Source organism: Streptomyces sp. NPDC003032 (assembly GCF_053591415.1).
The window spans coordinates 198,245-221,623 of the sequence record NZ_JBSFTT010000002.1; the positions used below are offsets into that span (position 1 = coordinate 198,245).

Annotated in this window: 20 protein-coding genes, 1 tRNA gene, 1 pseudogene and 1 riboswitch; of the genes and pseudogenes, 14 read left to right on the forward strand and 8 right to left on the reverse strand. The window is 70.7% G+C overall.

Features of this window, described 5'->3' with window-relative positions; all coding sequences use genetic code 11:
* Window positions 1-14: 14 nt before the first annotated feature.
* From ACWDZ7_RS03435 to ACWDZ7_RS03460, 6 genes are all read left to right on the forward strand, one after another.
* A complete protein-coding gene (locus ACWDZ7_RS03435) occupies window positions 15-1,202 on the forward strand; it encodes a hypothetical protein (RefSeq protein ID WP_451794422.1) in 1,188 nt (395 codons plus the stop codon).
* 239 nt (window positions 1,203-1,441) lie between these two features.
* The gene (locus tag ACWDZ7_RS03440) at window positions 1,442-2,209 is read left to right on the forward strand and encodes a hypothetical protein (protein WP_451794424.1); all 768 of its coding nucleotides are present in this window, start codon (window positions 1,442-1,444) and stop codon (window positions 2,207-2,209) included.
* A gap of 141 nt (window positions 2,210-2,350) precedes the next feature.
* A riboswitch (cobalamin riboswitch) is annotated at window positions 2,351-2,534 on the forward strand.
* A gap of 30 nt (window positions 2,535-2,564) precedes the next feature.
* Window positions 2,565-3,269: an energy-coupling factor ABC transporter permease gene (locus ACWDZ7_RS03445; protein ID WP_451794426.1), complete on the forward strand. Its 705-nt coding sequence runs from the start codon at window positions 2,565-2,567 to the stop codon at window positions 3,267-3,269.
* Complete coding sequence (locus tag ACWDZ7_RS03450; RefSeq protein WP_451794428.1) at window positions 3,269-3,667, forward strand: energy-coupling factor ABC transporter substrate-binding protein; 399 nt, start codon at window positions 3,269-3,271, stop codon at window positions 3,665-3,667. Before ACWDZ7_RS03445 ends, ACWDZ7_RS03450 begins: the two co-directional genes overlap by 1 nt.
* A gap of 6 nt (window positions 3,668-3,673) precedes the next feature.
* Window positions 3,674-4,423 (forward strand): cobalt ECF transporter T component CbiQ, encoded by a 750-nt coding sequence (gene cbiQ / locus ACWDZ7_RS03455; protein ID WP_451794430.1) that lies wholly within the window; start codon window positions 3,674-3,676, stop codon window positions 4,421-4,423.
* Entirely contained in the window at window positions 4,420-5,295 is an 876-nt protein-coding gene (locus ACWDZ7_RS03460; RefSeq protein WP_451794432.1) for an energy-coupling factor ABC transporter ATP-binding protein, read from the forward strand. Before cbiQ ends, ACWDZ7_RS03460 begins: the two co-directional genes overlap by 4 nt.
* A 175-nt stretch (window positions 5,296-5,470) precedes the next feature.
* On the opposite strand, the pseudogene ACWDZ7_RS03465 reads toward ACWDZ7_RS03460, so the two are convergent.
* Window positions 5,471-5,677, reverse strand: a pseudogene (locus ACWDZ7_RS03465) (response regulator transcription factor); the annotation flags it as partial.
* A gap of 87 nt (window positions 5,678-5,764) precedes the next feature.
* On the opposite strand from ACWDZ7_RS03465, the gene ACWDZ7_RS03470 reads away from it, so the two are divergent.
* The 4 genes from ACWDZ7_RS03470 to ACWDZ7_RS03485 all read left to right on the forward strand — a co-directional run bounded on the left by ACWDZ7_RS03470 (window position 5,765) and on the right by ACWDZ7_RS03485 (window position 9,617).
* Complete coding sequence (locus ACWDZ7_RS03470) at window positions 5,765-6,397, forward strand: M15 family metallopeptidase (protein ID WP_451794434.1); 633 nt, start codon at window positions 5,765-5,767, stop codon at window positions 6,395-6,397.
* A 74-nt stretch (window positions 6,398-6,471) separates the two neighbouring features.
* Entirely contained in the window at window positions 6,472-7,461 is a 990-nt protein-coding gene (locus ACWDZ7_RS03475; RefSeq protein ID WP_451794760.1) for an endonuclease/exonuclease/phosphatase family protein, read from the forward strand.
* A 220-nt stretch (window positions 7,462-7,681) separates the two neighbouring features.
* Window positions 7,682-8,218 (forward strand): hypothetical protein, encoded by a 537-nt coding sequence (locus ACWDZ7_RS03480; protein ID WP_451794436.1) that lies wholly within the window; start codon window positions 7,682-7,684, stop codon window positions 8,216-8,218.
* A gap of 115 nt (window positions 8,219-8,333) precedes the next feature.
* Window positions 8,334-9,617: a hypothetical protein gene (locus ACWDZ7_RS03485; protein ID WP_451794438.1), complete on the forward strand. Its 1,284-nt coding sequence runs from the start codon at window positions 8,334-8,336 to the stop codon at window positions 9,615-9,617.
* Window positions 9,618-9,710: 93 nt separating this feature from the next.
* Here ACWDZ7_RS03485 and ACWDZ7_RS03490 read toward each other — a convergent pair.
* A tRNA-Pro gene (locus tag ACWDZ7_RS03490) sits at window positions 9,711-9,784 on the reverse strand.
* A 137-nt stretch (window positions 9,785-9,921) separates the two neighbouring features.
* Between ACWDZ7_RS03490 and ACWDZ7_RS03495 the strand changes: the two genes are divergently transcribed.
* Window positions 9,922-10,674, forward strand: a complete 753-nt coding sequence (locus ACWDZ7_RS03495) for a transketolase (protein WP_451794440.1) — start codon at window positions 9,922-9,924, stop codon at window positions 10,672-10,674.
* A 55-nt stretch (window positions 10,675-10,729) separates the two neighbouring features.
* Window positions 10,730-11,656, forward strand: a complete 927-nt coding sequence (locus ACWDZ7_RS03500; RefSeq protein ID WP_451794442.1) for a transketolase family protein — start codon at window positions 10,730-10,732, stop codon at window positions 11,654-11,656.
* Window positions 11,657-11,667: 11 nt separating this feature from the next.
* Here ACWDZ7_RS03500 and ACWDZ7_RS03505 read toward each other — a convergent pair whose 3' ends face one another.
* Both ACWDZ7_RS03505 and ACWDZ7_RS03510 read right to left on the reverse strand, forming a co-directional pair.
* Window positions 11,668-12,054, reverse strand: coding sequence for an MmcQ/YjbR family DNA-binding protein (locus ACWDZ7_RS03505; RefSeq protein WP_451794444.1), 387 nt, complete (start codon window positions 12,052-12,054; stop codon window positions 11,668-11,670).
* Between the two features lie 91 nt (window positions 12,055-12,145).
* The gene (locus tag ACWDZ7_RS03510) at window positions 12,146-13,144 is read right to left on the reverse strand and encodes an alpha/beta fold hydrolase (RefSeq protein WP_451794446.1); all 999 of its coding nucleotides are present in this window, start codon (window positions 13,142-13,144) and stop codon (window positions 12,146-12,148) included.
* A 1,054-nt stretch (window positions 13,145-14,198) separates the two neighbouring features.
* Here ACWDZ7_RS03510 and ACWDZ7_RS03515 point away from each other — a divergent pair.
* Window positions 14,199-17,744, forward strand: a complete 3,546-nt coding sequence (locus tag ACWDZ7_RS03515) for a ThuA domain-containing protein (RefSeq protein ID WP_451794448.1) — start codon at window positions 14,199-14,201, stop codon at window positions 17,742-17,744.
* A 380-nt stretch (window positions 17,745-18,124) separates the two neighbouring features.
* Here ACWDZ7_RS03515 and ACWDZ7_RS03520 read toward each other — a convergent pair whose 3' ends face one another.
* Together ACWDZ7_RS03520 and ACWDZ7_RS03525 are read right to left on the reverse strand one after the other, a co-directional pair.
* Window positions 18,125-18,688: a helix-turn-helix domain-containing protein gene (locus tag ACWDZ7_RS03520; RefSeq protein ID WP_451794450.1), complete on the reverse strand. Its 564-nt coding sequence runs from the start codon at window positions 18,686-18,688 to the stop codon at window positions 18,125-18,127.
* A 204-nt stretch (window positions 18,689-18,892) separates the two neighbouring features.
* Window positions 18,893-19,792: a LysR family transcriptional regulator gene (locus ACWDZ7_RS03525; protein WP_451794453.1), complete on the reverse strand. Its 900-nt coding sequence runs from the start codon at window positions 19,790-19,792 to the stop codon at window positions 18,893-18,895.
* 242 nt (window positions 19,793-20,034) lie between these two features.
* On the opposite strand from ACWDZ7_RS03525, the gene ACWDZ7_RS03530 reads away from it, so the two are divergent.
* Window positions 20,035-20,937 carry an aminoglycoside phosphotransferase family protein gene (locus tag ACWDZ7_RS03530; protein ID WP_451794455.1) on the forward strand — a complete coding sequence of 301 codons (903 nt, stop codon included), beginning with the start codon at window positions 20,035-20,037 and terminating at the stop codon, window positions 20,935-20,937.
* A gap of 58 nt (window positions 20,938-20,995) precedes the next feature.
* Here ACWDZ7_RS03530 and ACWDZ7_RS03535 read toward each other — a convergent pair whose 3' ends face one another.
* Both ACWDZ7_RS03535 and tdh read right to left on the reverse strand, forming a co-directional pair.
* On the reverse strand, window positions 20,996-22,213 hold the full coding sequence (locus ACWDZ7_RS03535) for a glycine C-acetyltransferase (protein ID WP_451794457.1): 1,218 nt from the start codon (window positions 22,211-22,213) through the stop codon (window positions 20,996-20,998).
* Window positions 22,214-22,259: 46 nt separating this feature from the next.
* The gene (tdh, locus tag ACWDZ7_RS03540; RefSeq protein ID WP_451794459.1) at window positions 22,260-23,288 is read right to left on the reverse strand and encodes an L-threonine 3-dehydrogenase; all 1,029 of its coding nucleotides are present in this window, start codon (window positions 23,286-23,288) and stop codon (window positions 22,260-22,262) included.
* Window positions 23,289-23,379 lie beyond the last annotated feature (91 nt).

Consider the following 23,379-nt stretch of genomic DNA (forward strand, 5'->3'; position numbering starts at 1 on the left):
GGGCATTCGCCGTCGTGGGATTCGTCCTTGTGGTGGGACTGTTCGTCGGCGTACGAGGGCTCGCGTCGCCCGAGGGCGGGGCGCGGGGAGGCGGAGGCGGCAACTCCGTGAACGGCGGATCGGGCACCGACGGCGGCGGTACGGGCACCACGGGCGCGGGCGGGAACGGAGGGTCCGGCTCGGACGGCGGAGGCGGCACGACGGGCGGTACGTGGCAGACGGGCGGGTCCGACGGCGACGGGAACGGAAGCGGGGACGGGGGCAAGGACGGCGACGGCGACGGCGACAAGAGCGGGAACGGAAGCGGGAACGGGAACGGTGGCGGGCAGCCGCCCGGCTGGCTCCCGTGGGGTCCCAAGTCGCCCAACACGGACACCGAACCGGAGCCGGACAGCGTGTACGACGATCTCCAGACGGGCAAGTGCCACGAACCGTACGAGATTGCCACCGACCCCGCCGAACAGACGGGCGGCGGGAGTCCGGGCTCCTGGAAGGTGATCGAGGGGCTGGCCGGAATCTGCAAGGCCGCGCGGGGCGAGTCGGACGGAATGGACATCGCGACGAAGGCCGACGCCTGGCTCCGCGCCTCGAACTACCGTCCCGGCGGCGCCGGACAACTGTGCAAGGACGGGGACGCCCTCGGCGTCCTGCGACGCTTCGTCGCGTACTACCGACAGCATCCCCGCGAACGCGTGGCGCTGCGTGCCGCCCCGTCGGGTAGCAGGGCCTGTGAGAGCCACCTCGCCGTCACGGACGGCCGCGTAGAGCCCGGCGGGACGATCAGCCTCCACGGAACCTGGCCCGACTCGCCGGCCACCGTGGAACTGCGCGCGGCGGAGCTGACGGAACCGGTCGTCCTGGAGCCCATCGGCGACCCGGAGGACCCCAGCAAGTGCTGCAAGGACGCGGGATTCGCCGTCGACCTGCCGGGCGGGGACGGCTTCGGCGGACGCCGCCCGACGTCGGTCGACGTGACGCTGGTGACGAGAAGCGGGGCCCGGCTCGTCAAGGAGGCGGCGTTCACCATCGACTGGACCGGCATCGCCCCCTCGCCCCCGCCCGGCCCGTCGGGCCCGAGCCCCTCGATATCCGGCCGCACGTCGTCCCCCGGGTCATCACCCGTCCCGTCGCTCCTGTCCGTCCCGTCCCTCCCGTCCCTCCCGTTCATGGCATCCATGACGTCCAACGCGACCTCCCGATGAGCGGCCCCCCACCCCCACAACGGCTCCCTGCCCCGGACCCAGACTCCGGGGAACCCGTACCCGGGAGCCCAGACCCCGGCCTCGCCCCGCGACCCGCCCCCGCGCCCAGCCCTGATCCACCACCCCCACCACAGCCCTCATCCCCTCCCACGCCCGGCACGCCCGGCACGCCCGGCACCACCGCCGCCCCCGGCGCCCACGTCGGCTGGGTCGAGATCATCGGAGCCGTCGGTTCTCTCGTGACGCTCCTCACCGCCGTCCTCTTCTACTTCGGCTGGGCGAGCACCGACGCCGAGACCAGGGCCCTCGGGCTGCGCGACACCGTCTTCCACCTCTCCACCAGCGACTATCTACTGCGGAGCGTCGGCGCACTGTACGTTCCGGCCTGGCTCGCGGCCGGCGCCGCCCTCGGCGCGCTCGGGCTGCACCGCTGGGCGGTGAGCGAACCGGAACGGCTCGCCCGCGCCGTGCGCGTGCTGCGGTTCAGCTGGACGGTGCCACTCATCCTCGTACCGCTGTATCCGCTCAGCCCATGGCTGTTCGACCTGCTGCTGCCGCTCACCGCGATCGGCGGCTTCGCGCTCAACGCGTACGCCCGCACCCGCGAACGCCGCGACCTGCGGCTGTGGGGGCTCACCCTCTTCGTCTGCGTCCTGTCGCTGTTCTGGGCCGTGTCGGCCTACGCGCAGATCGCGGGCCGGGGCCGGGCGGAGCTGACGGAACGCACCGTCCGCAGCGACTTCCCCGCCGTCGCCGTCCTCAGTGAGAAGGACCTGATGATCCGCGGCGGCGGCAGCTGCTTCCGCCGTGTCACGGAGAAGGGCAGCAAGTACGCGTACGAGTACGCCGGGCTGCGCCTGTTCCACGTCTCCGGAGACCGCGTCTTCCTCGTCCCCCGCGACTGGACGCCCGGCGACGGCACCCTCTACGTCCTCAAGGAGGGCGAGGGCCAGCGCGTCGACCTGCTCAGCGGACCCGGCCGCCGGGAACGGGAGTGCCGGGGGTAGCCCGGCCGGCCGTTGCCGCGACCGAAGGTCCAGGCGTACGCGCGGCCGGCGTACGCGACGCAGGCGTACGCGACCCAGGCGCGCCCCGTACGCACCTCTACGGCACTCCACGTGCAGGTTGTCAGTTCGATCGGTCGCAGATTACTGTCACCACGCCTTGGTGAACGGGAAATCCGGTGTGATGCCGGTGCGGCCCTCGCCACTGTGATCGGGAAGTCCGGCTCCAGCCCTCGCGGCAGCCACTGGGTGCGCATGCACCCGGGAAGGCGGAGTCCGGTCGGTACGACCCGTCAGCCAGGAGACCGGCCAAGGCGCGTTGTCCATCCACGAGGTGCTGGAGAGGGTCTGCTGAACCATGCACATAGCCGAGGGTTTCCTCCCACCGGCGCACGCGATCGCCTGGGGCGTAGCGTCCGCGCCGTTCGTCGTCCACGGAGTCCGCTCCCTGACCCGTGAAGTCAAGGAACACCCGGAGAGCACGCTGCTCCTCGGCGCGTCCGGAGCCTTCACTTTTGTTCTTTCCGCCTTGAAGATCCCCTCCGTGACGGGCAGTTGCTCGCACCCGACGGGAACCGGGCTCGGCGCCATCCTGTTCCGGCCGCCGATCATGGCGGTGCTCGGCACCATCACGCTGCTCTTCCAGGCCCTGCTGCTCGCCCACGGCGGGCTCACCACGCTCGGCGCCAACGTGTTCTCCATGGCGATCGTCGGGCCCTGGGCCGGCTACGCCGTCTACCGGCTCCTCAAGCGGTACGACGTGCCGCTCATGGTCGCCGTGTTCTTCGGGGCCTTCGTCGCGGACCTCTCCACGTACTGCGTCACCAGCGTCCAGCTGGCGCTGGCGTTCCCCGATCCGAGCAGCGGGTTCATCGGCGCGCTTGGCAAGTTCGGCGGCATCTTCGCCGTCACGCAGATCCCTCTGGCGGTCAGCGAGGGACTGCTCACCGTCGTGGTGATGCGGCTGCTCGTGCAGTCCAGCAAGGGCGAGCTCACGCGGCTCGGCGTACTGCTGCGGGGCAAGAAGGCGGGCACGGAGACCGAGACGAGGGCCAGCGCCTGATGAGCCGGAACGCGAAGATCAACACCCTGCTGCTCGTCATCGTGGCCGCACTCGCGGTGCTGCCCCTGGCGCTCGGCCTCGGCGACCACAAGGAAGAGCCGTTCACCGGCGCCGACGCCCAGGCCGAGTCGGCGATCACCGAGATCGAGCCGGACTACAAGCCCTGGTTCTCCCCGCTGTACGAACCCCCGTCCGGGGAGGTCGAATCGGCGCTCTTCGCCTTGCAGGCGGCCCTCGGCGCGGGCGTCCTCGCGTACTACTTCGGGCTGCGCAAGGGACGCCGCCAAGGCGCGGCACAAGCGCGAGCCCATGACGACGCCGCCCACGCGGAGCCGGAGACCCGCGCGGAGCAGCGTGCCGACGCGCAGGGCACGCGGCCCGAGGCCGGGCAGGTCTGACCCGGCGTGCTGCCCATCGACGCGGCGGCGCACAGCAGTCGCTGGCGCCGCCGCCACCCCGTCGACAAGGCCGTACTCGGGCTCGGCCTCACCGTCCTCGCCATCTCCCTGCCACCCTGGCCGGGCGCCGCCCTCGTACTGATCGCCGCGCTCGCGGTGCTGCTCGGCGCGGCGGGCGTGCCGCCCCGCAAGCTGTGGCGCGCCTACCGCGTACCGCTCGGCTTCTGCGTCACCGGCGCCCTGACCCTGCTCGTCCAGGTCGGCGGGCCCGACGGGTTCGTCACGCTCGCCGACAGTGGTCCGGCGCGTGCGGGCGGTCTGCTGCTGCGGACCTCGGCGGCCTCGCTGGGGGTGCTCCTCTTCGCCTTCACCACGCCGATGTCGGACCTGCTGCCGCGCCTGGTGAAGGCCGGGGTGCCCGCGCCGGTCGTGGACGTGGCGCTCGTGACGTACCGGATGAGTTTCCTCCTCCTGGACTCCATGAGCCGGATCCGGCAGGCGCAGGCCGCTCGGCTCGGCCACACCACCCGGGCCGCCGCCTGGCGCTCCCTCGGCGGTCTCGGCGCCACGGCGTTCGTACGGGCCTTCGACCGGGCGAGCCGTCTGCAGGCCGGGCTCGCCGGACGCGGCTACGACGGCACCCTGCGGGTGCTCGTGCCCGAAGCCCGGATCTCACGGCGCTTCGTGGCCGCGAGCGTGGTCCTTCTCGTGGCCCTGGCGGCCCTCACCCTCGTACTGGAAAGGTTCCTTCCATGAGCGAGCCGAGCGCTCCTCGCGAGCCGGGCGACTCCTTGGTCGCTCTACGCGGCGTCTCCTACGCGTACGAGGACGGGCCCACCGTGCTCAGCGGCCTGGACTTCGATGTCGCCGAAGGGCGCGCCCTCGCCCTGCTGGGGCGCAACGGCAGCGGCAAGACCACGCTCATGCGGCTGCTCAGCGGCGGACTGCGTCCGGGCTCCGGCGTGTTGACGGTCGGGGGCACCCCCGTGACGTACGACCGCAAGGGCCTGACGCGGCTGCGCACCACGGTCCAGTTGGTCGTCCAGGACCCGGACGACCAGCTCTTCGCCGCCTCGGTCGAACAGGACGTGTCCTTCGGCCCGCTGAACCTGGGACTGCCCGACGCCGAGGTCAGGACGAGGGTGGCCGAGGCGCTCGCCGCGCTCGACATCACCGCCCTGTCCGACCGCCCCACCCACCTGCTCTCCTACGGCCAGCGCAAGCGAACCGCCATCGCCGGTGCCGTGGCGATGCGCCCCCGGGTGCTGATCCTCGACGAGCCGACGGCGGGCCTCGACCCCGACGGCCAAGAACGTCTCCTCACCACCCTCCAGCGGCTGCGGGACGCCGGGACGACCGTGGTCATGGCCACCCACGACGTGGACCTGGCCCTGCGCTGGGCCGACGACGCGGCACTGCTCACCCCCACGGGCGTGCGCAGCGGACCGGTCGCGGAGATGCTCGCCCACAGAGAGCTCCTGTCCCTGGCCGGGCTCCACCTGCCGTGGGGGATCGCCGTCCGCGAACTGCTTCTCTGCCAGGGCCTGTTGCCCGCCATGGACGAGGGGCCGCGCACTCCGGACGAGTTGGCGCGGCTGGTCACAGGCGGCTGTGCGGGGCTGGCGTAGGCAGTTCCACAGTGATACGGAGGCCGCCGGCGGAGCACGGGGTGAGGGCGAGCGTTCCGTCGTGTGCCTGGCGGTTGGGACTCTCGTGGAGAAGTCGGCGGTCCCCATCGTCGTTCGACGCGGACGCTCAGCTCCGACGCCTGGCACGGTGCGGCCGTCCCGGTAGACCTCGCGGCGGAACGGGTCGGTAGTCGTCGGCGCCGAGTTCGAACCCGGAGGCCCTGTCGTCGAGACGGTCGGCCGCGGTGAGCATGAGGATCGGCATGCCGCTGCCGGAGGCGACGATGCGTTCGGCGATGTCGGCCGCGATCGCGGCCAGGCGCGGGGCGTCGCGGATGGCTTCTGCCAGAAAGGGTCCGTCCTCGACGATCAACACGCGCATGCTCTCGATGCTACGAGTCGGCACATACCGTCGGCGTATCGAAAACCCCATACATGCCGACAACACCGTACTGCCTTGACTGGCGGCATGAACAACAGCCCGCCAGCAGCGCGAACAGCGACCCTTCGTATTCACCGGCTTCTTGTTGTCGGCCTGGCAGCCGTCATCACAGCGATCGCCGCGACCGCAGCGATCCTCGGCTATCAGGCGCGGAATTCCTCGTCTCCCCCGGCCTTCTCGTCCTCCCTGTCCGCACCAACCGCGTTGGGCGAGGCCGACGGTGCCGTCCCCGACGGCACGACAGTCTTCGACGAACACATTCCGGCTGTGGCCAACCTCGGTCCGGATGTGCTCAAGGCCCTGCGCCAGGCCGCGAAGGATGCCGCAGGCGACGCGGTCGCCCTCTACGTCAACAGTGGCTGGCGTTCCGAGGAGTACCAGGACCAGCTTCTTCGTAAGGCGGTCTCCCAGTACGGGTCCGCGGCCGAGGCCGCCCGGTGGGTGGCCACGGCGGAGACGTCTCCTCACGTGTCGGGGGAGGCGGTCGACATCGGGCGCTCCAACGCGACGGAGTGGCTGTCCGAACACGGCGCCGAGTACGGGCTCTGTCAGATCTACCGGAACGAGCCCTGGCACTACGAGCTGCGCCCCGAAGCGATCGATCACCGCTGCCCGCGTATGTATGCCGACCCCACGCAGGACCCGAGGATGCAGCAGTGACCGGTAGTGAGCGAGAACAGACGATCGTGCGGGTCGACACGGTGGAGCAGACCGGACAGGCGGGCGCCGGCCGCGTGGATGCCCCGTCCGGCTCGCGGCCGGGGCCCTGGAAGCGGGGCCCGGTGTTCACAGTGCTGGCGCTGCTGCTGGGTCTGCTCATGCTGCTGCACGCACAGGTCACGGATCGCGGGGGCCTCGGCAGCCTGGTGGAGACCTTCCTGCCGTGGTTCGGCCTGTTCATCCCGGTGCTGCTGGCCGGGGCGTTGTGGCGCCGCTCCGCCTCAGCGGTGGTCGCGCTGCTGCTACCGCTTGCGGTGTGGCTGAGCCTCTTCGGCGGGCTGCTCATCGACAAGTCCCACTCGGGCAGCGATCTCACCGTGGTCAGCCACAATGTCGGCGCCGACAACCCCGATCCGGCCGGCACCGCCCGTGACCTGGCCGCCTCCGGCGCGGACGTGCTGGCCCTGGAGGAGATCACCGCGCAGGCGAAACCGCGGTACGAGAAGGAACTGGCGAAGGCGTATCCGCACCACACTGCTCGGGGCACGGTCGGGCTGTGGAGCAAGCTGCCCCTGTCGGACACCCGGCCGGTGGACATCAAGATGGACTACGGGCCGCTGGCGGACACCAAGCCGGTCGACGTCAAGCTGACCTACAACCGGGCGCTGCGCACCACCGTGGCCACCGACCAGGGTCCGCTGGCGGTGTACGTGGCCCACCTGGGGTCCGTGCGGGTGTTTCCCAAGAACGGCTTCTGGACGGGCAGTCGGGACCGCGGCGCGCAGGAGCTGGCCAAGGCCATCGCCACCGAGCGCAACGAGCGGGTGGTGTTGCTCGGTGACCTGAACGGCACCATGCACGACCGCGCGTTCGCCGGCATCACTTCGCACCTGCGCTCGGTCCAGGACTCAGCCGGGGACGGCTTCGGCTTCAGCTGGCCGGCGAGGTTCCCGGTGGCGCGGATCGACCAGATCCTGGTTCGGGGAGTGGAGGCGGAGAGCTCGTGGGTGCTGCCGGAAACCGGCAGCGATCACCGGCCGGTGGCGGCAGGAATCAGCTGGTGAACCTCGCGACCGCTTGGACGTACCGTCGTACCCTCGTACCGAATCCCACGGCAACGAAGCTGGCCGCCCTGTCACCCGATCGGGGTGTTTGACAGCGAGTCCAGGCCTCCCACCCGGGGCCGCCCGGAGTCCATCGGGATTCGTCGGACGCCCACCTCATCGGCGGTCTACTGTGCGGACACGCCGCACCGACCGCCGCGGTCGCATGAGGAGGAATCCTGTGTCATCACCCTGTGACCCCCAGTACGCTCCCGTCGGTGATGTGGGCGCAGCGCTCATGATGATCGACTCCCGGCTCAAAGAGATCCATGCCGGCAAGACCGGGACCGACCCCGAACAGCAGGCGCTGATCGACCAGTACATCGCGTCCCTGGGCCCGGGGGAAGCCGAAGACCTGCTGGACGGCGCGTGCACGCTCATCTACATGTTCATGCAGTGGCTGTGGAGGGCCTACGAGGACCACGACAAGGACGTGATCGAGTACGTGGTGCCCAACCTCGTGGCCTCGATGCGCATGATGCCCAGGAGTGTTCCTCCCCAGACCATCCCCACCATGGCCGGCCTGCTCGTCGCCGCGGGCACCGGCCTGAGTCCCAGTCTGTGGCGCCAACAGTACGGAGACTGGACCAAGGAAGAGCTGACTCCCCTGGAAGCCACCGCTCTCCTGCTCGCGGAGCACATCAACCGCCTCACCGACGACCAGGACTTCGCCACCCGCATGGTCACCACAGCTCTGACCAGTGCGGACGAAAACTGACGTTCCGCGTCCTCCGCCAGAGCCCCTGGCGGGGCCGAGTCCGCGGCTGGCCCCTGTTCCCGCTGTCCCCCTGTTAATCTCGCACAGGATTTCGAATCAACTGACGGGGTGGCACGTGAGGAAAAAGTTGTTCGTGTTCGGCGGCGCGGTGATGGCCGCCCTCGCAGCGGTTCCCGCGGGGGCGGCACCGCTTCCCCGGCCACCGCTGGTGAGCCTGAACGTCGCGGGCGATCACTACGCACTGACCGAGAAGACAAACCCGTACCAGACCCCGCCGGCCGCCGAGTACGCGCCCGTGGGGATCGACGGAGCGCTGTCGGGTACCGACCGCACCGCGATGCTGGGGAGCGGCGATCCCGAGTGCGCGGCACGCGCCGACGCGCTGCCGCGACCGACCGTGCCGACCAGCGCGGCGTACTGCTGGGACACCGTGATGCAGGGTAAGCAGGGCGCGGAGAACGCACACCTGATGCCCTGGGTACCGCAGGGCATCGCCACCTCCGGTGAAGCACAGCTGAGCGGCATCCCTGTCGGCGGCAACAACCGTGCCGCGGTGGTGAGTTGGACGTGGCAGAACACCAAGCAGGACCCGGTGACGGACCCCGAGAACCCTCCGCCGCCCAAGAAGGACTACCGCCACAACTCGGTGAAGCTGGCCTTCGTCAACCTGGACGACATGAAGTACCGCTTCGTGCTCCCTGTGTGGGTGGACGAAGCGGGCGTGCAGCGGCGGATCTACGGGCACGGCGGCGGACTGGCCTGGTACGGCCCGTACCTGTTCATGTCCAGCACCTCCAACTGGGAGGGCCAGCCGGGCCCTGACGCGGGCAAGGCCGGCGTCCGCGTGTTCGACACCCGCAAGATCTACCGGAAGAAGGACGGAGGCGGCGGCGACTACCAGTACGTACTGCCGGAGGTACGGCACTACGTCTCCGGCGGCGCCTCCTTCGACTACGTCTCGCTGGACCGCAACAGTGCCGGCGGCGCCAGCCTGGTGGGCGGCAACTACAGGTCGTCGTCGACCACGGGCAGCTACGCCGGCACCGAGGTCTACCGTTACCGGTTCGGCGACGACTACCGGCTGAACCGGACGCCCGTACAGGGCTGGAAATCCACCGTCCCCCAGGACAACGCCGACGCGATCAGCGACGTCCAGGGAGTCCAGGCCAACGGCGACACGCTGTACTTCAACATGTCGAAGGGAACCGTGGCCAACCGCCGCTTCGCCACGGCCGGCGTCGGCGGGGCCGCGCCGGACTGGACGATCAAGTCCCGCAAGGACTGGTCGTACCGCCCCCAGGACCTCTCCCTCTGGTACGCCACCAACGAACTCTGGAGCCTGACCGAGGGCGAGGAGGACAGGGTGCTCTACTCGGTGAAGCTGGACGCCCTGAAGTAGGACCCGGCCGATCTGGTCCCCTCGATTCCCCAAAAAGATCAGGGGCCGTTTCAGATTGCTCTGAAACGGCCCCTGATCTGCGACTCTCACGAGTCGGGACGACAGGATTTGAACCTGCGACCCCTTGACCCCCAGTCAAGTGCGCTACCAAGCTGCGCCACGTCCCGTTGCCCGTGTGACCTGGGGTTTCTCCCTGGCCGAACGCGCACCGAAACAATACCGCACTCTGACCGGTGATCGCTCACCCGTTTCCCGGGGGCCGACCCTTGACCTCAAGTGCGGTTCAGGTTGCACGCTGCTCGGCATGACGACGACCACGGAACGCGGACACGGGCACGGATTCGGATACGGATACGGATACGGATACGCAGACCTGCCCCGGCTCATGGGGCTCATGACGGGGGACGAGAAGCATGGGCCCGCCGCGACGTCGACGCTGGACGCGCTCTGGGTGCTCTACGACCGGGTGCTCCGCGTCACGCCGGAGCGGATGGAGGACCCCGCGCGCGACCGGTTCCTGCTGTCCAAGGGGCACGGGCCCATGGCCTACTACGCCATCCTCGCCGCCAAGGGCTTCCTGCCCGTCGACTGGCTGGAGGGATTCGGGTCGTACGACTCTCCGCTCGGGCACCATCCGGACCGGGTGCTGGTGCCCGGCGCCGAGATCGGCAGCGGGTCCCTCGGGCACGGGCTGCCGATCGCCGTGGGGACGGCACTGGGGCTGAAGGCGCGAGGCCTCACCGAGCCCGGCGTGTGGGTGCTCGTCGGGGACGCCGAGATGGACGAGGGCAGCAACCACGAGGCCATCGCCTACGCGGGTCCGGCCGGCCTCGAACAGCTGCACGTCCTCGTGATCGACAACGCCTCCGCCAGCTACGCCAGGCCCGGCGGGATCTCCGCCCGCTTCGAGGCCGCCGGGTGGTCCGCCGAGACCGTCGACGGGCGGGACCACGACGCGCTGTACACGGCCTTCACGGCGCCGCACCCGGGGCGGCCGCGCGTGGTGGTCGCCAGGGTCGAGCCCAAGGAGTACGCGGGCGAGCCCAAGTCCGCGTGAGCCGAGCCGACGCCCACCTCCCCCATCGCCGTACTTCCGGAAGGACCCCTCTGCCATGGACACCATGCGTGACCGCTTCGCCCCTGTCGTCTCGCGGCTGCTCGACGAGGATCCCCGCGTCGCCGTCGTCCTCGCCGAGATCGGCAAGGACGCCTTCGAGGAGGCGATGCGCAGGCACCCGGACCGGGTGATCAACGTCGGGATCAGGGAGCAGCTCCTCGTCGGGGCGGGCGCCGGGCTCGCGCTCGCCGGGCTGCGGCCCGTCGTCCACACGTTCGCCAGCTTTCTCGTGGAGCGGCCCTTCGAGCAGATCAAGCTCGACTTCGGGCACCAGGACCTGGGCGGCGTCCTGGTGAGCGCCGCCGCGTCCTTCGACTGGCCCGCCGGCGGCTTCACGCACATGTCGCCGGGCGACGTCGCGCTGCTCGACACCCTCGACGGCTGGACCGTGCACGTGCCGGGCCACCCCGACGAGGCCGAGACGCTTCTTCGGCACGCCGTCGCGGCGGGCGACGACAAGGTGTACGTACGTCTGTCCGCCCAGTCCAACTCCCGGCCGCTTCCCGTGGACGGCGAGCGGTTCCTCACAGTGCGGGAAGGGCACGGGGGGCGTGAGGGGCGCGGAGGGCGTGGCGGTGTGGTGATCGCCGTTGGGCCGATGCTCGACCAGGTCCTCGCCGCGACGGAGGCGCTCGACGTCACCGTGCTGTACGCCACGACCGTGCGGCCCTTCGACGAGCAGGCGCTGCGGCGGGCCGCGGGTGCCGGGGAGGCCGTCGATGTGGTGGTCGTCGAGCCGTACCTCGCCGGGACCTCGACCGGCGCGGTGAACGACGCGCTCGCCGATCTGCCGCACCGCGTGCTCGGCCTGGGTGTGGGCCGCCGTGAGCTGCGCCGCTATGGGCAGGTCGAGGAGCATCTGGCCGCCCACGGCCTCGACGCGCGGTCGCTGCGCGGGCGGATCAGCGGCTTCCTGGGTTGAACGGTGAGTGGTCAGTCCCAATCCGCGGCCGGAACCCCCACTCCCGGGTTCTCTTCGAGGAGTCGGGGCGGCGCGGCCTGGCGCCAGGAGTCGGACAGGATGTCGGCGAGCTCCTCCGTGTCCAGCGCCGAGAGGCGCACCCGCACCCATGCCGAAGCCGCCTCGTGCGCCGCGACCCAGAACTTGTCCGGCTCGGCGAGGACCAATTCGTCCCGCTCGACCTTCGGGCACCGCACCGCGATGGACGTCTCGTCGTCCGGAACCGTCACGAACATCTTTCCGGACACACGGAACGTGGGCATGCTCCACGCGATCTTCTCCGCCGTGTCGGGCAGGGCGAGGGCGATGCGGCGCACGTCATCGGAGGTGACGCGGGTTCTGGATCTGGACTTCGACATGCCATGAACCGTAGCCAACGCCACTGACAGTCACCTGCCGAGCGCACGGTCTCACGGCATCTCACCGCGTCTCACCGCGTCTCACCGCGTCTCACAGCACCCGCTTGTCCAGCCAGGCCGTCAAGTCCTCCTGGACCTCGTCCCTGTTGGTCTCGTTGAGGATCTCGTGGCGCGTGTCCGGGTAGCCCTTCCACGTGAGGTCCTCCACCCCGACGTAACGGAAGTCCTCCAGGAGTTCATGGACGAGCGTCATCCGCTGGTTGCAGGGGTCCTGCTCGCCGACCGCGACGTGGATCGGCAGATCGGCGGGCACGCGCGCGAGGTTGCGGGGATCGTTGATCTTGCGCAGGCCGCGTACCCAGTCCAGGGACAGTCCCGCGGAGAAGGCGAACCCGCAGCGCTCGTCGGCGACGTACGCGTCGACCTCCGCCTCGTCCCGCGAGAGCCACTCGAAGCCGGTGCGACGGACGTACGGGTCGTTGAACGAGGCGAAGAGGTCGGGGACGTACGAGGAGGTCGCGGCGCGGCCGCGCTCGGCGATCTCGTGTTCCAGGCGGGCGATCGACTCCTCCGGCTCGGCGCCGGGCAGCGAGCGGAACGTGCCCGAGAGGATCACGCCCGCCAGGTCGTCGGCGTACTCCTGGGCGTAGTCCCGCGCGAGCATCGAACCGAGGCTGTGTCCCAGGAGGAAGTACGGCAGGCCGGGGTGCAGGGCGCGCACCTGGTCGCCGACGGCCTTGAGGTCGTCGACGATCGCCCGCCAGCTGTCGGCCTCGTCGGAGCCGTCCGGTCCGGAGGTCACTCCGTAGCCTCCCGTTGCCTGCGCGGTGGCACCGTGGCCGCGGTGGTCGGAGGCGACGACGCCGTAGCCGTGGGCGGTCAGGTGACGGGCGAAACGGTCGTAGCGCAGGGCGTGCTCCGCGGCTCCGTGCGCGATCTGGACGTAGGCACGCGGCCTGCCGTCGGCCGGCAGCCAGGTATACGTGGCAACGGGCACGCCGTCCGCCGCGTTGAGCAGTCCCGCGGTGTAGGTGGCGGAGGAGGTGCCGGAGGAGGTGGTTGCGGTCTCGTCGGCTCGGTGGTCGGACATCACGCGGGCTCCCTGAGGTGGATTCCTGCGGGTGGAATCTGTGGACGGTTTCCGGTGGGTGATTCCCTGCGGGTGGATTCTGTGGACGGTTTCCGGTGGGTGATTCCCTGCGGGCGGATTCTGTGGACGGCTTCCGGTGAGTGATTCCCTGCGGGTGAATTCTGTGGACGGCTTCCGGTGAGTGATTCCCTGCGGGCGGATTCCTGCGGGCGGTTTCCTGTGGGCGATTGTCTACAGGTGGCTCCCTGCTGGCTGTTCCGGCAGGTGGCTCCTGCGAGCAGCTCCCTGCGGGGTGGACTCTGTGGGCGGCTTCCCGTGAGTGACTCCCTGCGGGCGGATTCTGTGGGCAGTTTCCCGTGGGCGATTGCCTGCGGGCGGCTCCCTGCGGGCTGTCCCGGCAGGTGGCTCCTGCGAGCAGCTCCCTGCGGGGTGGACTCTGTGGGCGGCTTCCCGTGAGTGACTCCCCGCAGGCGGATTCTGTGGGCAGTTTCCCGTGGGCGATTGCCTGCGGGCGGCTCGCTGCGGGCGGCTCCCTGCGGGCTGTCCCGGCAGGTGGCTCCTGCGAGCAGCTCCCTGCGGGCGGTCCCCGCCGGGTGGCTCCCGGCGGGCGGTTTCCCGTAGGCGGTTTCCCGTAGGCGGTTCCCCGCAGGTGGCTCCCCGCAAGCAGCTCCCTGCAGGCCGTCCCGGCAGGTGGCTCCTGCGGGCAGCTCCCCGCAGGGGCCCCCATACAGGCAGCTCCCCGCGCGCGGGCGGCGCCCCGCACGCGGGCGGCGCCCCGCACGCGGATGGTTTCCGCGCGCGGACCGTTCCCTTCGGCTAGGTTTTCTCCGGCTCAGCCTCCCCCACGCGCGAGACCTCATGCCGACCACGCGCCGAACCGTCTCCGCGTCCGCCCCTTCCGACCCATTGACCCCCTGTCGAACCGGAACCTACGCTGAACGACGCTCTGCGTAAGCGCTTTCTAGCCGCTTCCAGCAGGAGCAGACGCGACTCACCGCACACCCGGCGACCGGCAGCCCTCCACCAGCCAAGCCAGCTCAGCCCAGGGAGCGCCATGAGTTCCACGGCAGCACGAAGAAGCGCACGGCCAGGAGAGAGCGCGCGGCCACGAAGAGACGCTCGGCCACGAAGAAGCGCACCGCGCTCCTTACTCGTCCTCATCGCCCTTCTCTCCCTCGTCGTCGGCCTCGGGCTCGCCGTCCCGCCGCGCGCGGAGGCCGCGCCCGCCTTCCGTGTCCTGGTCTTCTCCAAGGTCACCAATTTCGCCCACGACTCGATCCCCGCAGGCATCGAAGCGATCAGGAAACTGGGCGCGGAGAACGGTTTCGAGGTCGAGGCCACCGACGACGCCTCCGCGTTCACCGACGCCAACCTCGCCCGCTTCCAGGCCGTCGTCTTCAACAACACGAACTCCACTCCCGAGAAGGGCGACCTGCTCGACGCCGGGCAGCGCGGCGCCTTCCAGAAGTACGTCCGGGCGGGCGGCGGCTGGGTCGGGCTGCACGCGGCGTCGGCGAGCGAGCGTGACTGGGGCTGGTACGAGGGTCTGGTCGGCGCCATCTTCGACAAGCACCCCGCCGTGCAGACGGGCCGCATCAAGGTCCTCGACCGCGCGCACCCCTCGACCAAGGCGCTTCCCGAACTCTGGGAGCGCACCGAGGAGTGGTACAACTGGCGCACCAACCCCACGGGGAAGGTGCACACCCTCGCGCAGATCAAGGTGCGCGACGGCGTCACGGGGCTCGACGAGGGCGTCGACCAGCCGTGGTCCTGGTGCCAGAACTACGACGGCGGCCGCTCCTGGTACACGGCCGGCGGGCACGCCAAGTCGGCCTTCCAGGAGGAGGGGTTCCTCCGGCACATCCTCGGTGGCATCCAGTGGGCAGCGGGCGACAAGCCCGGCGACTGCACCGCCACCAGGACGGGCAGCTTCCAGCGCACGCCGCTCGCCACCGCCGATCTGGCGGACCCCTTCGAGCTGGCGGTCGCGCCGGACCGCCGCGTGTTCTTCATCCAGCGCACCGGAAAGCTGAAGATCATCGACCAGGAGACGCTCAAGGTCTCCACGGCCCTCGACCTGGCGTACACCCCGGACATGACGAGCCAGTCGGACGGCCTGCTCGGTCTCGCGCTCGATCCGCAGTTCGAGGAGAACCACTGGCTGTATCTGCTCCACTCCGACAAGACCGAGAAACGCATCAATCTCTCCCGGTTCACCGAGGCGGGCGGAGAGGTGGACGCCTCGTCGGAGAAGCGGCTGCTGACCATTCCGACGTGGCGCGGCGAAGGCCGGGCCAATTCGCACATGGCGGGCTCGATCGCCTTTGACAAGAAGGGTGATCTGTACGTCGCGACAGGCGACAACACCGATCCGTTCGCGTCGGACGGTTTCACGCCGATCGACGAGCGTGCGGGGCGCCGCGCCTGGGACGCCCAGGGCACCTCGGGAAACACCGACGACCTGCGCGGAAAGGTTCTGCGGATCACGCCGAAGGACGATGGGACGTACGCCGTCCCGGCCGGGAATCTCTTCCCGTCCGGGACGGAGAAGACGCGTTCCGAGATCTACGCGATGGGGATGCGCAACCCCTTCCGGATCACGACGGACCCGATCAGCGGGGCTCTCCTGGTCGCCGACTACGGGCCCGACGCCAGAAAGGCCGTCGCGGACCGCGGCCCCGAGGGAACGGTCGAATTCGACCGCGTCACCGAGGCGGGCAACTACGGCTGGCCCTACTGCGTCGGCGACAACACACCCTTCACCGACTACGACTTCGCCACGAAGACCTCGAAGGCGAAATTCGACTGCGCGAAGATCGTGAACGACTCGCCGAACAACACGGGACTCCGTCAGCTTCCGCCCGCCAAGCCCGCGGACGTCTGGTACGCCTACTCCGAGTCGAAGGAGTTCCCCGAACTCGGCACGGGTGGCGGCGGCCCGATGAGCGGTCCCGTCTACAACTACGACGCGGACAACACGTACAGGACGAAGTTCCCCGAGTACTTCGAGGGGAAATGGCTCACCTACGAGCTGACCCGGCAGTGGTTCAAGGCTTTCTCGGTCCAGGAGAAGGACCAGACGTTCACCGATCCGCGGTTCGAGCCCGCGAAGGCCGGTGATCTGCACTCCATCAACTCCGTCTTCGCCGACATGAAGTGGAATCAGCCGTTCGATGCCGACTTCGGTCCCGACGGAGCGCTGTACGTCATCGACTTCGGGCTCGGCAGTGGCACGGGGCGCGGCGGCAGCAACGAAGGCTCGGGCATCTACCGCATCGACTACGTGGCGGACGGCCGCCTCCCCGACGCCCGCTCCACGGCGACCCCGGACAACGGACGCGCGCCCCTGACGGTGAAGTTCTCCAGCGCGGGTTCCGGCCTGCCGGACGACAAGCCCGTCCATTACGCGTGGGACTTCGACGGCGACGGCACGACCGACTCGACCGAGGCGAATCCGACGTACACCTACACCGAGAAGGGGCGGTTCAGTGCCCGGCTGAAGGTGACGGGGCCGGGAGAGCTGAGCGGCCTCGCGGTGCGTGAGATCACGGTCGGCAACACCCGGCCCACGGTGACGATTCAGCAGCCGCCCGACGGCGGGACGTTCAGCTTCGGCGACACCATCCCCTTCAAGATCAAGGTCAAGGACCCGGAGGACGGGCGGATCGACTGCGACCGGGTCGTCGTCCAGTCCCAGCTCGGCCACGACTCGCATCTGCACCCGCTGGACAACTACACCGGCTGCGCGGGCGAGATCGTGACGGACGCCGGGGACAGCCACGGGCCCGGCCAGAACCTGTACTACGGCATCACGGCCCAGTACGAGGACAAGGGCGCGGGCGGCGACGTACCCGCGCTGACCGGGTCGGCCTCCTTGACCCTGCGCACGTCCTTCCGCGAGGCCGAGCACCGCACCACGACGGGCGGCGCGCACGACGGGGCCGTCACCGCCGACCGCGCGGACGCGTCGGGCGGCAAGCGGCTCACCGAGATCGAGGACATGGACTGGATCTCCTTCGACCCCGTGCACCTCAATGGCATCGAGTCCGTGACCGTCGGCGCGGCGTCGGGCGGCCTCGGCGGCGATGTCGAGTTCCGGGCCGGCTCGCCCACGGGTGAACTGCTCGGCAAGGTGACCGTGCCGAACACCGGAGGGTGGGGCAACGTCGTTTCCCCGACCACCGGGCTCGCGGACCCCGACGGCCGGATCAGCGCCATCGACACGGTGAAGCTGTACGCGGTCTTCACCAACCCCCAGTGGTCGGCGGACAAACCGGACCTGTTCGCGGTGGACTGGCTGCGCTTCAACGGCCCCGGCGTCGAGAGACAGCCCGCCGCGACGGTCGCGCTCACCGCCGCCCCGGACAGCGGGGCGCCGTCCCTGGCCGTGAAGTTCACCAGCGAGGTGAAGCTGCCCGCCGGGCGCACCGCCGCCTCGTACCACTGGGACTTCGGCGACAACTCCAAGCCGGGCGGCGGTACGGAGGGGCCGGGCGCCGCGCACACCTACGCCCGCGCGGGGACGTACACGGCCCATCTGACGGTGACCGACGACAAGGGCGACACGACGACTGGTGCCGTCCCGATCGAGGTGAAGTGAGGATGACCATGAGCGCCCACGGAACGTCGGGCACGCCGTCGTCCCTCAGCGGCACCAGGCGCGCCTTCCTCAGTACGTCCGTCAGGGCTTCCCTCGGTACGGCGCTGGGGCTCGCGGCAGTGGTCGGCGGGGCGCTGCCCGCGCGGGCCGGGGAAGCGCGCGGGCGTCGCCGCCGCATTCCGCGCGGCGGCATCGGCATGCACCTGTACACGATGCGGGACGCCCTGGCGCGGGGCTTCGCGGGGACGCTGGAGCGGCTCGCGGAGATCGGGTACGCGACGGTGGGCGTCAGCGGCCGGCGGTCTCTCGCGGACGCTTGTAGAACAGGGTCGTCGCACGGAGGGTCCCGGGCGCAGAGGCGGTCCCGGACCCAGAGGCGGTCACGACTTCACCACCACGAGCGCGTACCGCACGGCCTGCTCGCCCAGGCAGCGGAACCGCGAGGCGCCCCACAAGCGGTAGCGCAGGCAGTCGCCGGTGCGCAGGGCGTGCGCCTCTCCCTGGACCGTGACCTCCAGGGCGCCTTCGAGCACCCAGATGTGCTGTTCCAGACCGGGCACGGGCGGCCGGTCGTACGTGATGTCGGCGCCCGGCTGCAACCGGGCCTCGACCAGCTCGCCGCGCATCCCGATGTGCGGGGGCGAGACATGCCAGCGCATGAAGCCCTCGTCGTCGTCCGCCCAAACCGCCTGGTCGACGGCGCGCACCAGCTGTGCGGGCTCCGCCTCCACCTCGCTCAGGAGCTGCGACATGGTCCGCTCGTAGACCGCGCAGAGGCGGTTCAGGAGGGCCGCCGTGGGGCTAATCTCCGCGCGCTCGGCGCGGGACAGGGTGGAGCGGCTGATTCCGCTGAGTTCGGCCAACTCGCCCAGCGACCAGCCGCGTTCGGCGCGCAGCTCGGACAGTCGGGCGGCGAGGCGCGCGTCGACTCCGTCATGTTCCATATTCGGCACGCTATCCCGTATTCGGGATGTCGAGCAAGTGGCGTCCGGCTCGGCGGTGCTGCCGCTACTCAGTCGTGTGCCGTGACCACCCCAGGAGTTCCCTGATCCGCCCGGTCGCCGTGCGAACTCGACCGACTCAACCGAGGCAGTAGGCGGGACTGGGGTTTCGTGGTGCGGCAGAGGGCGGGTGTGACGGTCGCGGCGTCAGCCCGCCGCTTCCCCGAGCGCCGTCAGGACCGGACGGATCAGCGGATGCCCCTCCGCCCCGCACCGCACCGCCGCGAACACCCTGCGCGTGGGAGCCGCGCCCTCCACCGGGCGCACCACCGCGCCCGACACATCCATGCCCCGCAGTGCCGAGCGCGGCACGAGGGCGACGCCCGCGCCGGCCGAGGCGAGCGCCACGACCGCGCGGAAGTCGTCCGACCAGTGCTCCAGCAGCGGCTGGAACCCCGCCTGTTCGCAGGCGAGGACGACCACGTCGTGGCACGGGTTGCCGGCGAAGGGGCCTATCCAGGCGTCCTTGGCCAGCTCGGCCAGCGGCACTCGTCCGGCGGCGGCGAGCCGGTGGCCGAGCGGCAGGACCGCGTCGAACGGCTCCGCGTAGAGAGGGACGCGGGTCAGCCGGGGGTCGTCCGCGCCCGGCGCGCCGCGGTACTCGACGGCGACCGCGACGTCGACCTGCCGGTCGAGCACCATCGGCAGGCTGGCGTCGCCCTCCGCGTCCCGCACGCGGACCCTGATCCCGGGTGCGGAGGCGGCGAGGCGGGCCAGGGCCGGGCCGACGACCAGGCCGATGCCGGTGGCGAAGGACGCGACGGTGACCGTGCCCGCCTCGCCCGAGCTGTACGCGGCCAGCTCGGCCTCGGCCCGCTCCAGCTGGGCGAGGACCGCGTTGGTGTGCGTGAGCAGGATCTCTCCGGCGGCGGTCAGTCGTACGCCGCGCGCCGAGCGGTCGACCAGGCGGTGGCCCGTCTCCTGCTCCAGGGCGGTGAGCTGCTGGGAGACCGCGGAGGGGGTGAGGTACAGCGCGGCGGCAGCGGCCGTGACCGTGCGGTGGTCGGCCACCGCACGGAGGATGTGCAGCCGCCGCGCTTCGATCATGTGACCGATTCTCCCGTACCGGCGGCCCGCGCCGCACCACCGGCCTCGTCTGTCACCTCCCGCACGGGACCGTCGACGGCATCGACCACCGGACCGTCGATGGCACCGACCGCCGGACCGTCGACGGCACCGACCGCAGAACGACGGCATCGACCGCAAAACCGATCGACAGACGAGCCTCGACCCACTGTGATGGCTCCGACTGCCCGCCGTACGGAGCGGGCCGACCGCAGGAGCTGCCCTTGACGACGGAACAGACACCGGACGTCCGTCCGACGATCGACGCGACACTGGTCAGCCGCCTGGTCTCGGCGCAGTTCCCGCAGTGGGCCGAGCTGCCTCTCGAACTGCTCGACCCGGCCGGCTCGGACCACGTCATCCACCGGCTGGGCGACGAACTGTCCGTCCGGTTGCCCCGCCACGCCGGGGCCGTCGGACAGGCCAGGAAGGAGTCCGAGTGGCTGCCCCGGCTCGCCCCGCACCTGCCGCTGGCCATCCCCGAGCCGGTGGGCGTGGGCGAACCCGGTCTCGGCTATCCGTGGCCGTGGGCGGTGTCACGCTGGCTGGACGGCGAAGTGGCGACCACGGAGGCCCTCGCCGACTCACCCGGGGCCGCTGTCCAACTGGCGGAGTTCCTCGCCGCCCTTCAGGACTTGACGCCCCCCGGGGACTTCCCCGCCGAGGGCGCTCCTCGCGACTTCACGGCCGGTTCGCTGGCCGACCGGGACGGTGCGACGCGGGCCGCCATCGCCGAGGTAGGCGGCGTGTTCGACGCGGAGGCCATGACGGCGCTCTGGGACTCGGCCCTGAGCGCCCCCGGGTGGGGTCGCCCCCCGGTCTGGTTCCACGGCGACTTCCACACCGGCAACCTCCTGACCGTCGACGGACGCCTCAGCGCGGTCATCGACTTCGGCGAGCTCGGCATCGGCGACCCGGCGTGCGACCTGACCATCGCCTTCACCCTGATGACGGCGGAGAGCCGGGCCACGTTCCGCGCCGCGCTCGGCGTCGACGACGCCACGTGGACCCGGGGCCGCGGCTGGGCCCTGGCGACAGGCCTGAACGCCTACACCTGCTACGCCGCTGTGAACCCCCGGGTCGCCGCGCAGACCATGCGGCAGATCACCGAGGCTCTGACCGGTTGAGCAACCGGTTGCTCAAGACCGCTTGAGCAACCGGCTGCCGCGGCGACAACCGTCGGCGTCACGCCGCGCCCGACGTCTCCCCCAGCTCCCCCAGCTCCGCCCGCGCCGCCACGAACGCGTCCACCGCCCGGTTCACGTCCTCCGTGGAGTGCGCCGCCGACAGCTGGACCCGGATGCGGGCCGCGCCCTGCGGCACCACCGGGTAGGAGAAGCCGATCACGTACACGCCACGCTCCAGGAGCAGCTCGGCCATGCGCGCCGCGACCGACGCGTCGCCGATCATGACGGGGGCGATGGCGTGGTCGCCGGGCAGGATGTCGAAGCCCTCCTCGGTCATCCGCGAGCGGAACAGTGCCGTGTTCGTGGCGAGCCGCTCCCGCAGGTCGTCCGCCGACTCCAGGAGGTCGAGGACCTTCAGGGAGGCAGCCGCGATCACGGGAGCCAGCGTGTTCGAGAAGAGGTACGGGCGTGAGCGCTGGCGCAGCAGTGCGACGATCTCGGCGCGGGCGGCGACATAGCCGCCGGAGGCACCGCCGAGCGCCTTGCCCAACGTACCGGTGATGATGTCGACGCGGTCCATGACGCCGTGCAGCTCGGGGGTGCCGCGGCCGCCGGGGCCGACGAAGCCGACGGCGTGCGAGTCGTCGACCATGACCATGGCGTCGTACCGGTCGGCGAGGTCGCAGATCTCCCGCAGCGGGGCGACGTAGCCGTCCATGGAGAAGACGCCGTCGGTGACGATCAGCCGCCGCCGCGCACCGGACGCCTCCTTCAGCTGCCGCTCCAGGTCCGCGAGGTCACGGTTGGCGTACCGGAAGCGGCGCGCCTTGCAGAGGCGGATGCCGTCGATGATCGAGGCGTGGTTGAGCGCGTCGGAGATGACGGCGTCCTCCGCGCCGAGGAGCGTTTCGAAGACGCCGCCGTTGGCGTCGAAGCAGGAGGAGTAGAGGATCGTGTCCTCCTGGCCGAGGAAGGCGGAGAGCCGCGCCTCCAGTTCCTTGTGCACCTCCTGCGTACCGCAGATGAAGCGGACGGACGCCATGCCGTAGCCCCAGCGGTCCAGCGCCTCGTGGGCGGCGGCGACGACGTCGGGGTGGTCGGCGAGGCCGAGGTAGTTGTTGGCGCAGAAGTTGAGGACCTCGCCGGGGCGGCCCCCCGCGGTGACGGCGACCGTGGCGGACTGCGGGGTGCCGATGACGCGCTCGGGCTTGTGCAGGCCCGCGGCGGCGATCTCGTCGAGGGTGGCCTGGAGGTCTTCGCGTACGGAGTCGAACATGCTGGGTTCCTTAGGGGATGCGGCCGAGAAGCCGGGCGGGAACGGGTCAGGAGGTCCAGTCGAGGATGACCTTGCCGCCGCGCCCACTGGCCGCGTCGTCGAAGGCGGCCTCGAAGTCGCGGTGGCCGTACCGGCCCGTGATGACGGGGGCCAGGTCGAGGCCGCCTTCGAGCAGTACGGACATCGCGTACCAGGTCTCGAACATCTCGCGGCCGTAGACGCCCTTGATCGTGATCATGGAGGTGACGATCCGTGACCAGTCGACGGCGAACTCCTCGGACGGCAGGCCGAGCATGGCTATCTTGCCGCCGTGGGTCATGTTGGCGACCATGTCGCGCACGGCGCGCGGGTTGCCGGACATCTCCAGGCCGATGTCGAAGCCCTCGCGCAGGCCGAGCGTGCGCTGGCCGTCGGCGATCGTGGAGTCCGCCACGTTGAGGGCGAGGCTGACGCCGACCTTGCGGGCCAGCTCCAGGCGCTCCTCGCTGACGTCGGTGACCACGACGTTGCGGGCGCCCGCGTGCCGGGCGACGGCCGCCGCCATCAGGCCGATCGGACCGGCCCCGGTGATCAGTACGTCCTCGCCGACCAGCGGAAACGACAGGGCCGTGTGCACGGCGTTGCCGAACGGGTCGAAGATCGCCGCCACGTCGAGGTCCACGGGGACGCGGTGCACCCACACGTTCGCGGCAGGCAGGGCGACATACTCGGCGAACGCGCCGTCCCGGCCGACGCCGAGGCCGACCGTGGCGCGGCACAGGTGGCGCCGCCCGGCGAGGCAGTTGCGGCACTTGCCGCAGACCAGGTGGCCTTCGCCGCTGACCCGGTCGCCGACCTCGATGTCCGCGACGTCACGCCCGGTCTCCACGACCTCGCCGGCGAACTCGTGCCCGACGACCAGGGGCGCGGCGATCGCCTGCTGTGCCCAGCCGTCCCAGGCGCGGATGTGCAGATCGGTGCCGCAGATCCCGGTGCGGAGCACCTTGATCAGGACGTCGCCGTGGCCGACGACCGGCTCCGGTACGTCCATCAGCCGGAGTCCAGGCTCCGCTTTCTCCTTGACCAGCGCCTTCAACGCTACGGCTCCTGTCGTACGTCGCTGTTTCCTCCGACGGCACAGGAATCTTCCTTAAGGAGGCGTCCCGGTCCATCGAGGATTTCTTAAG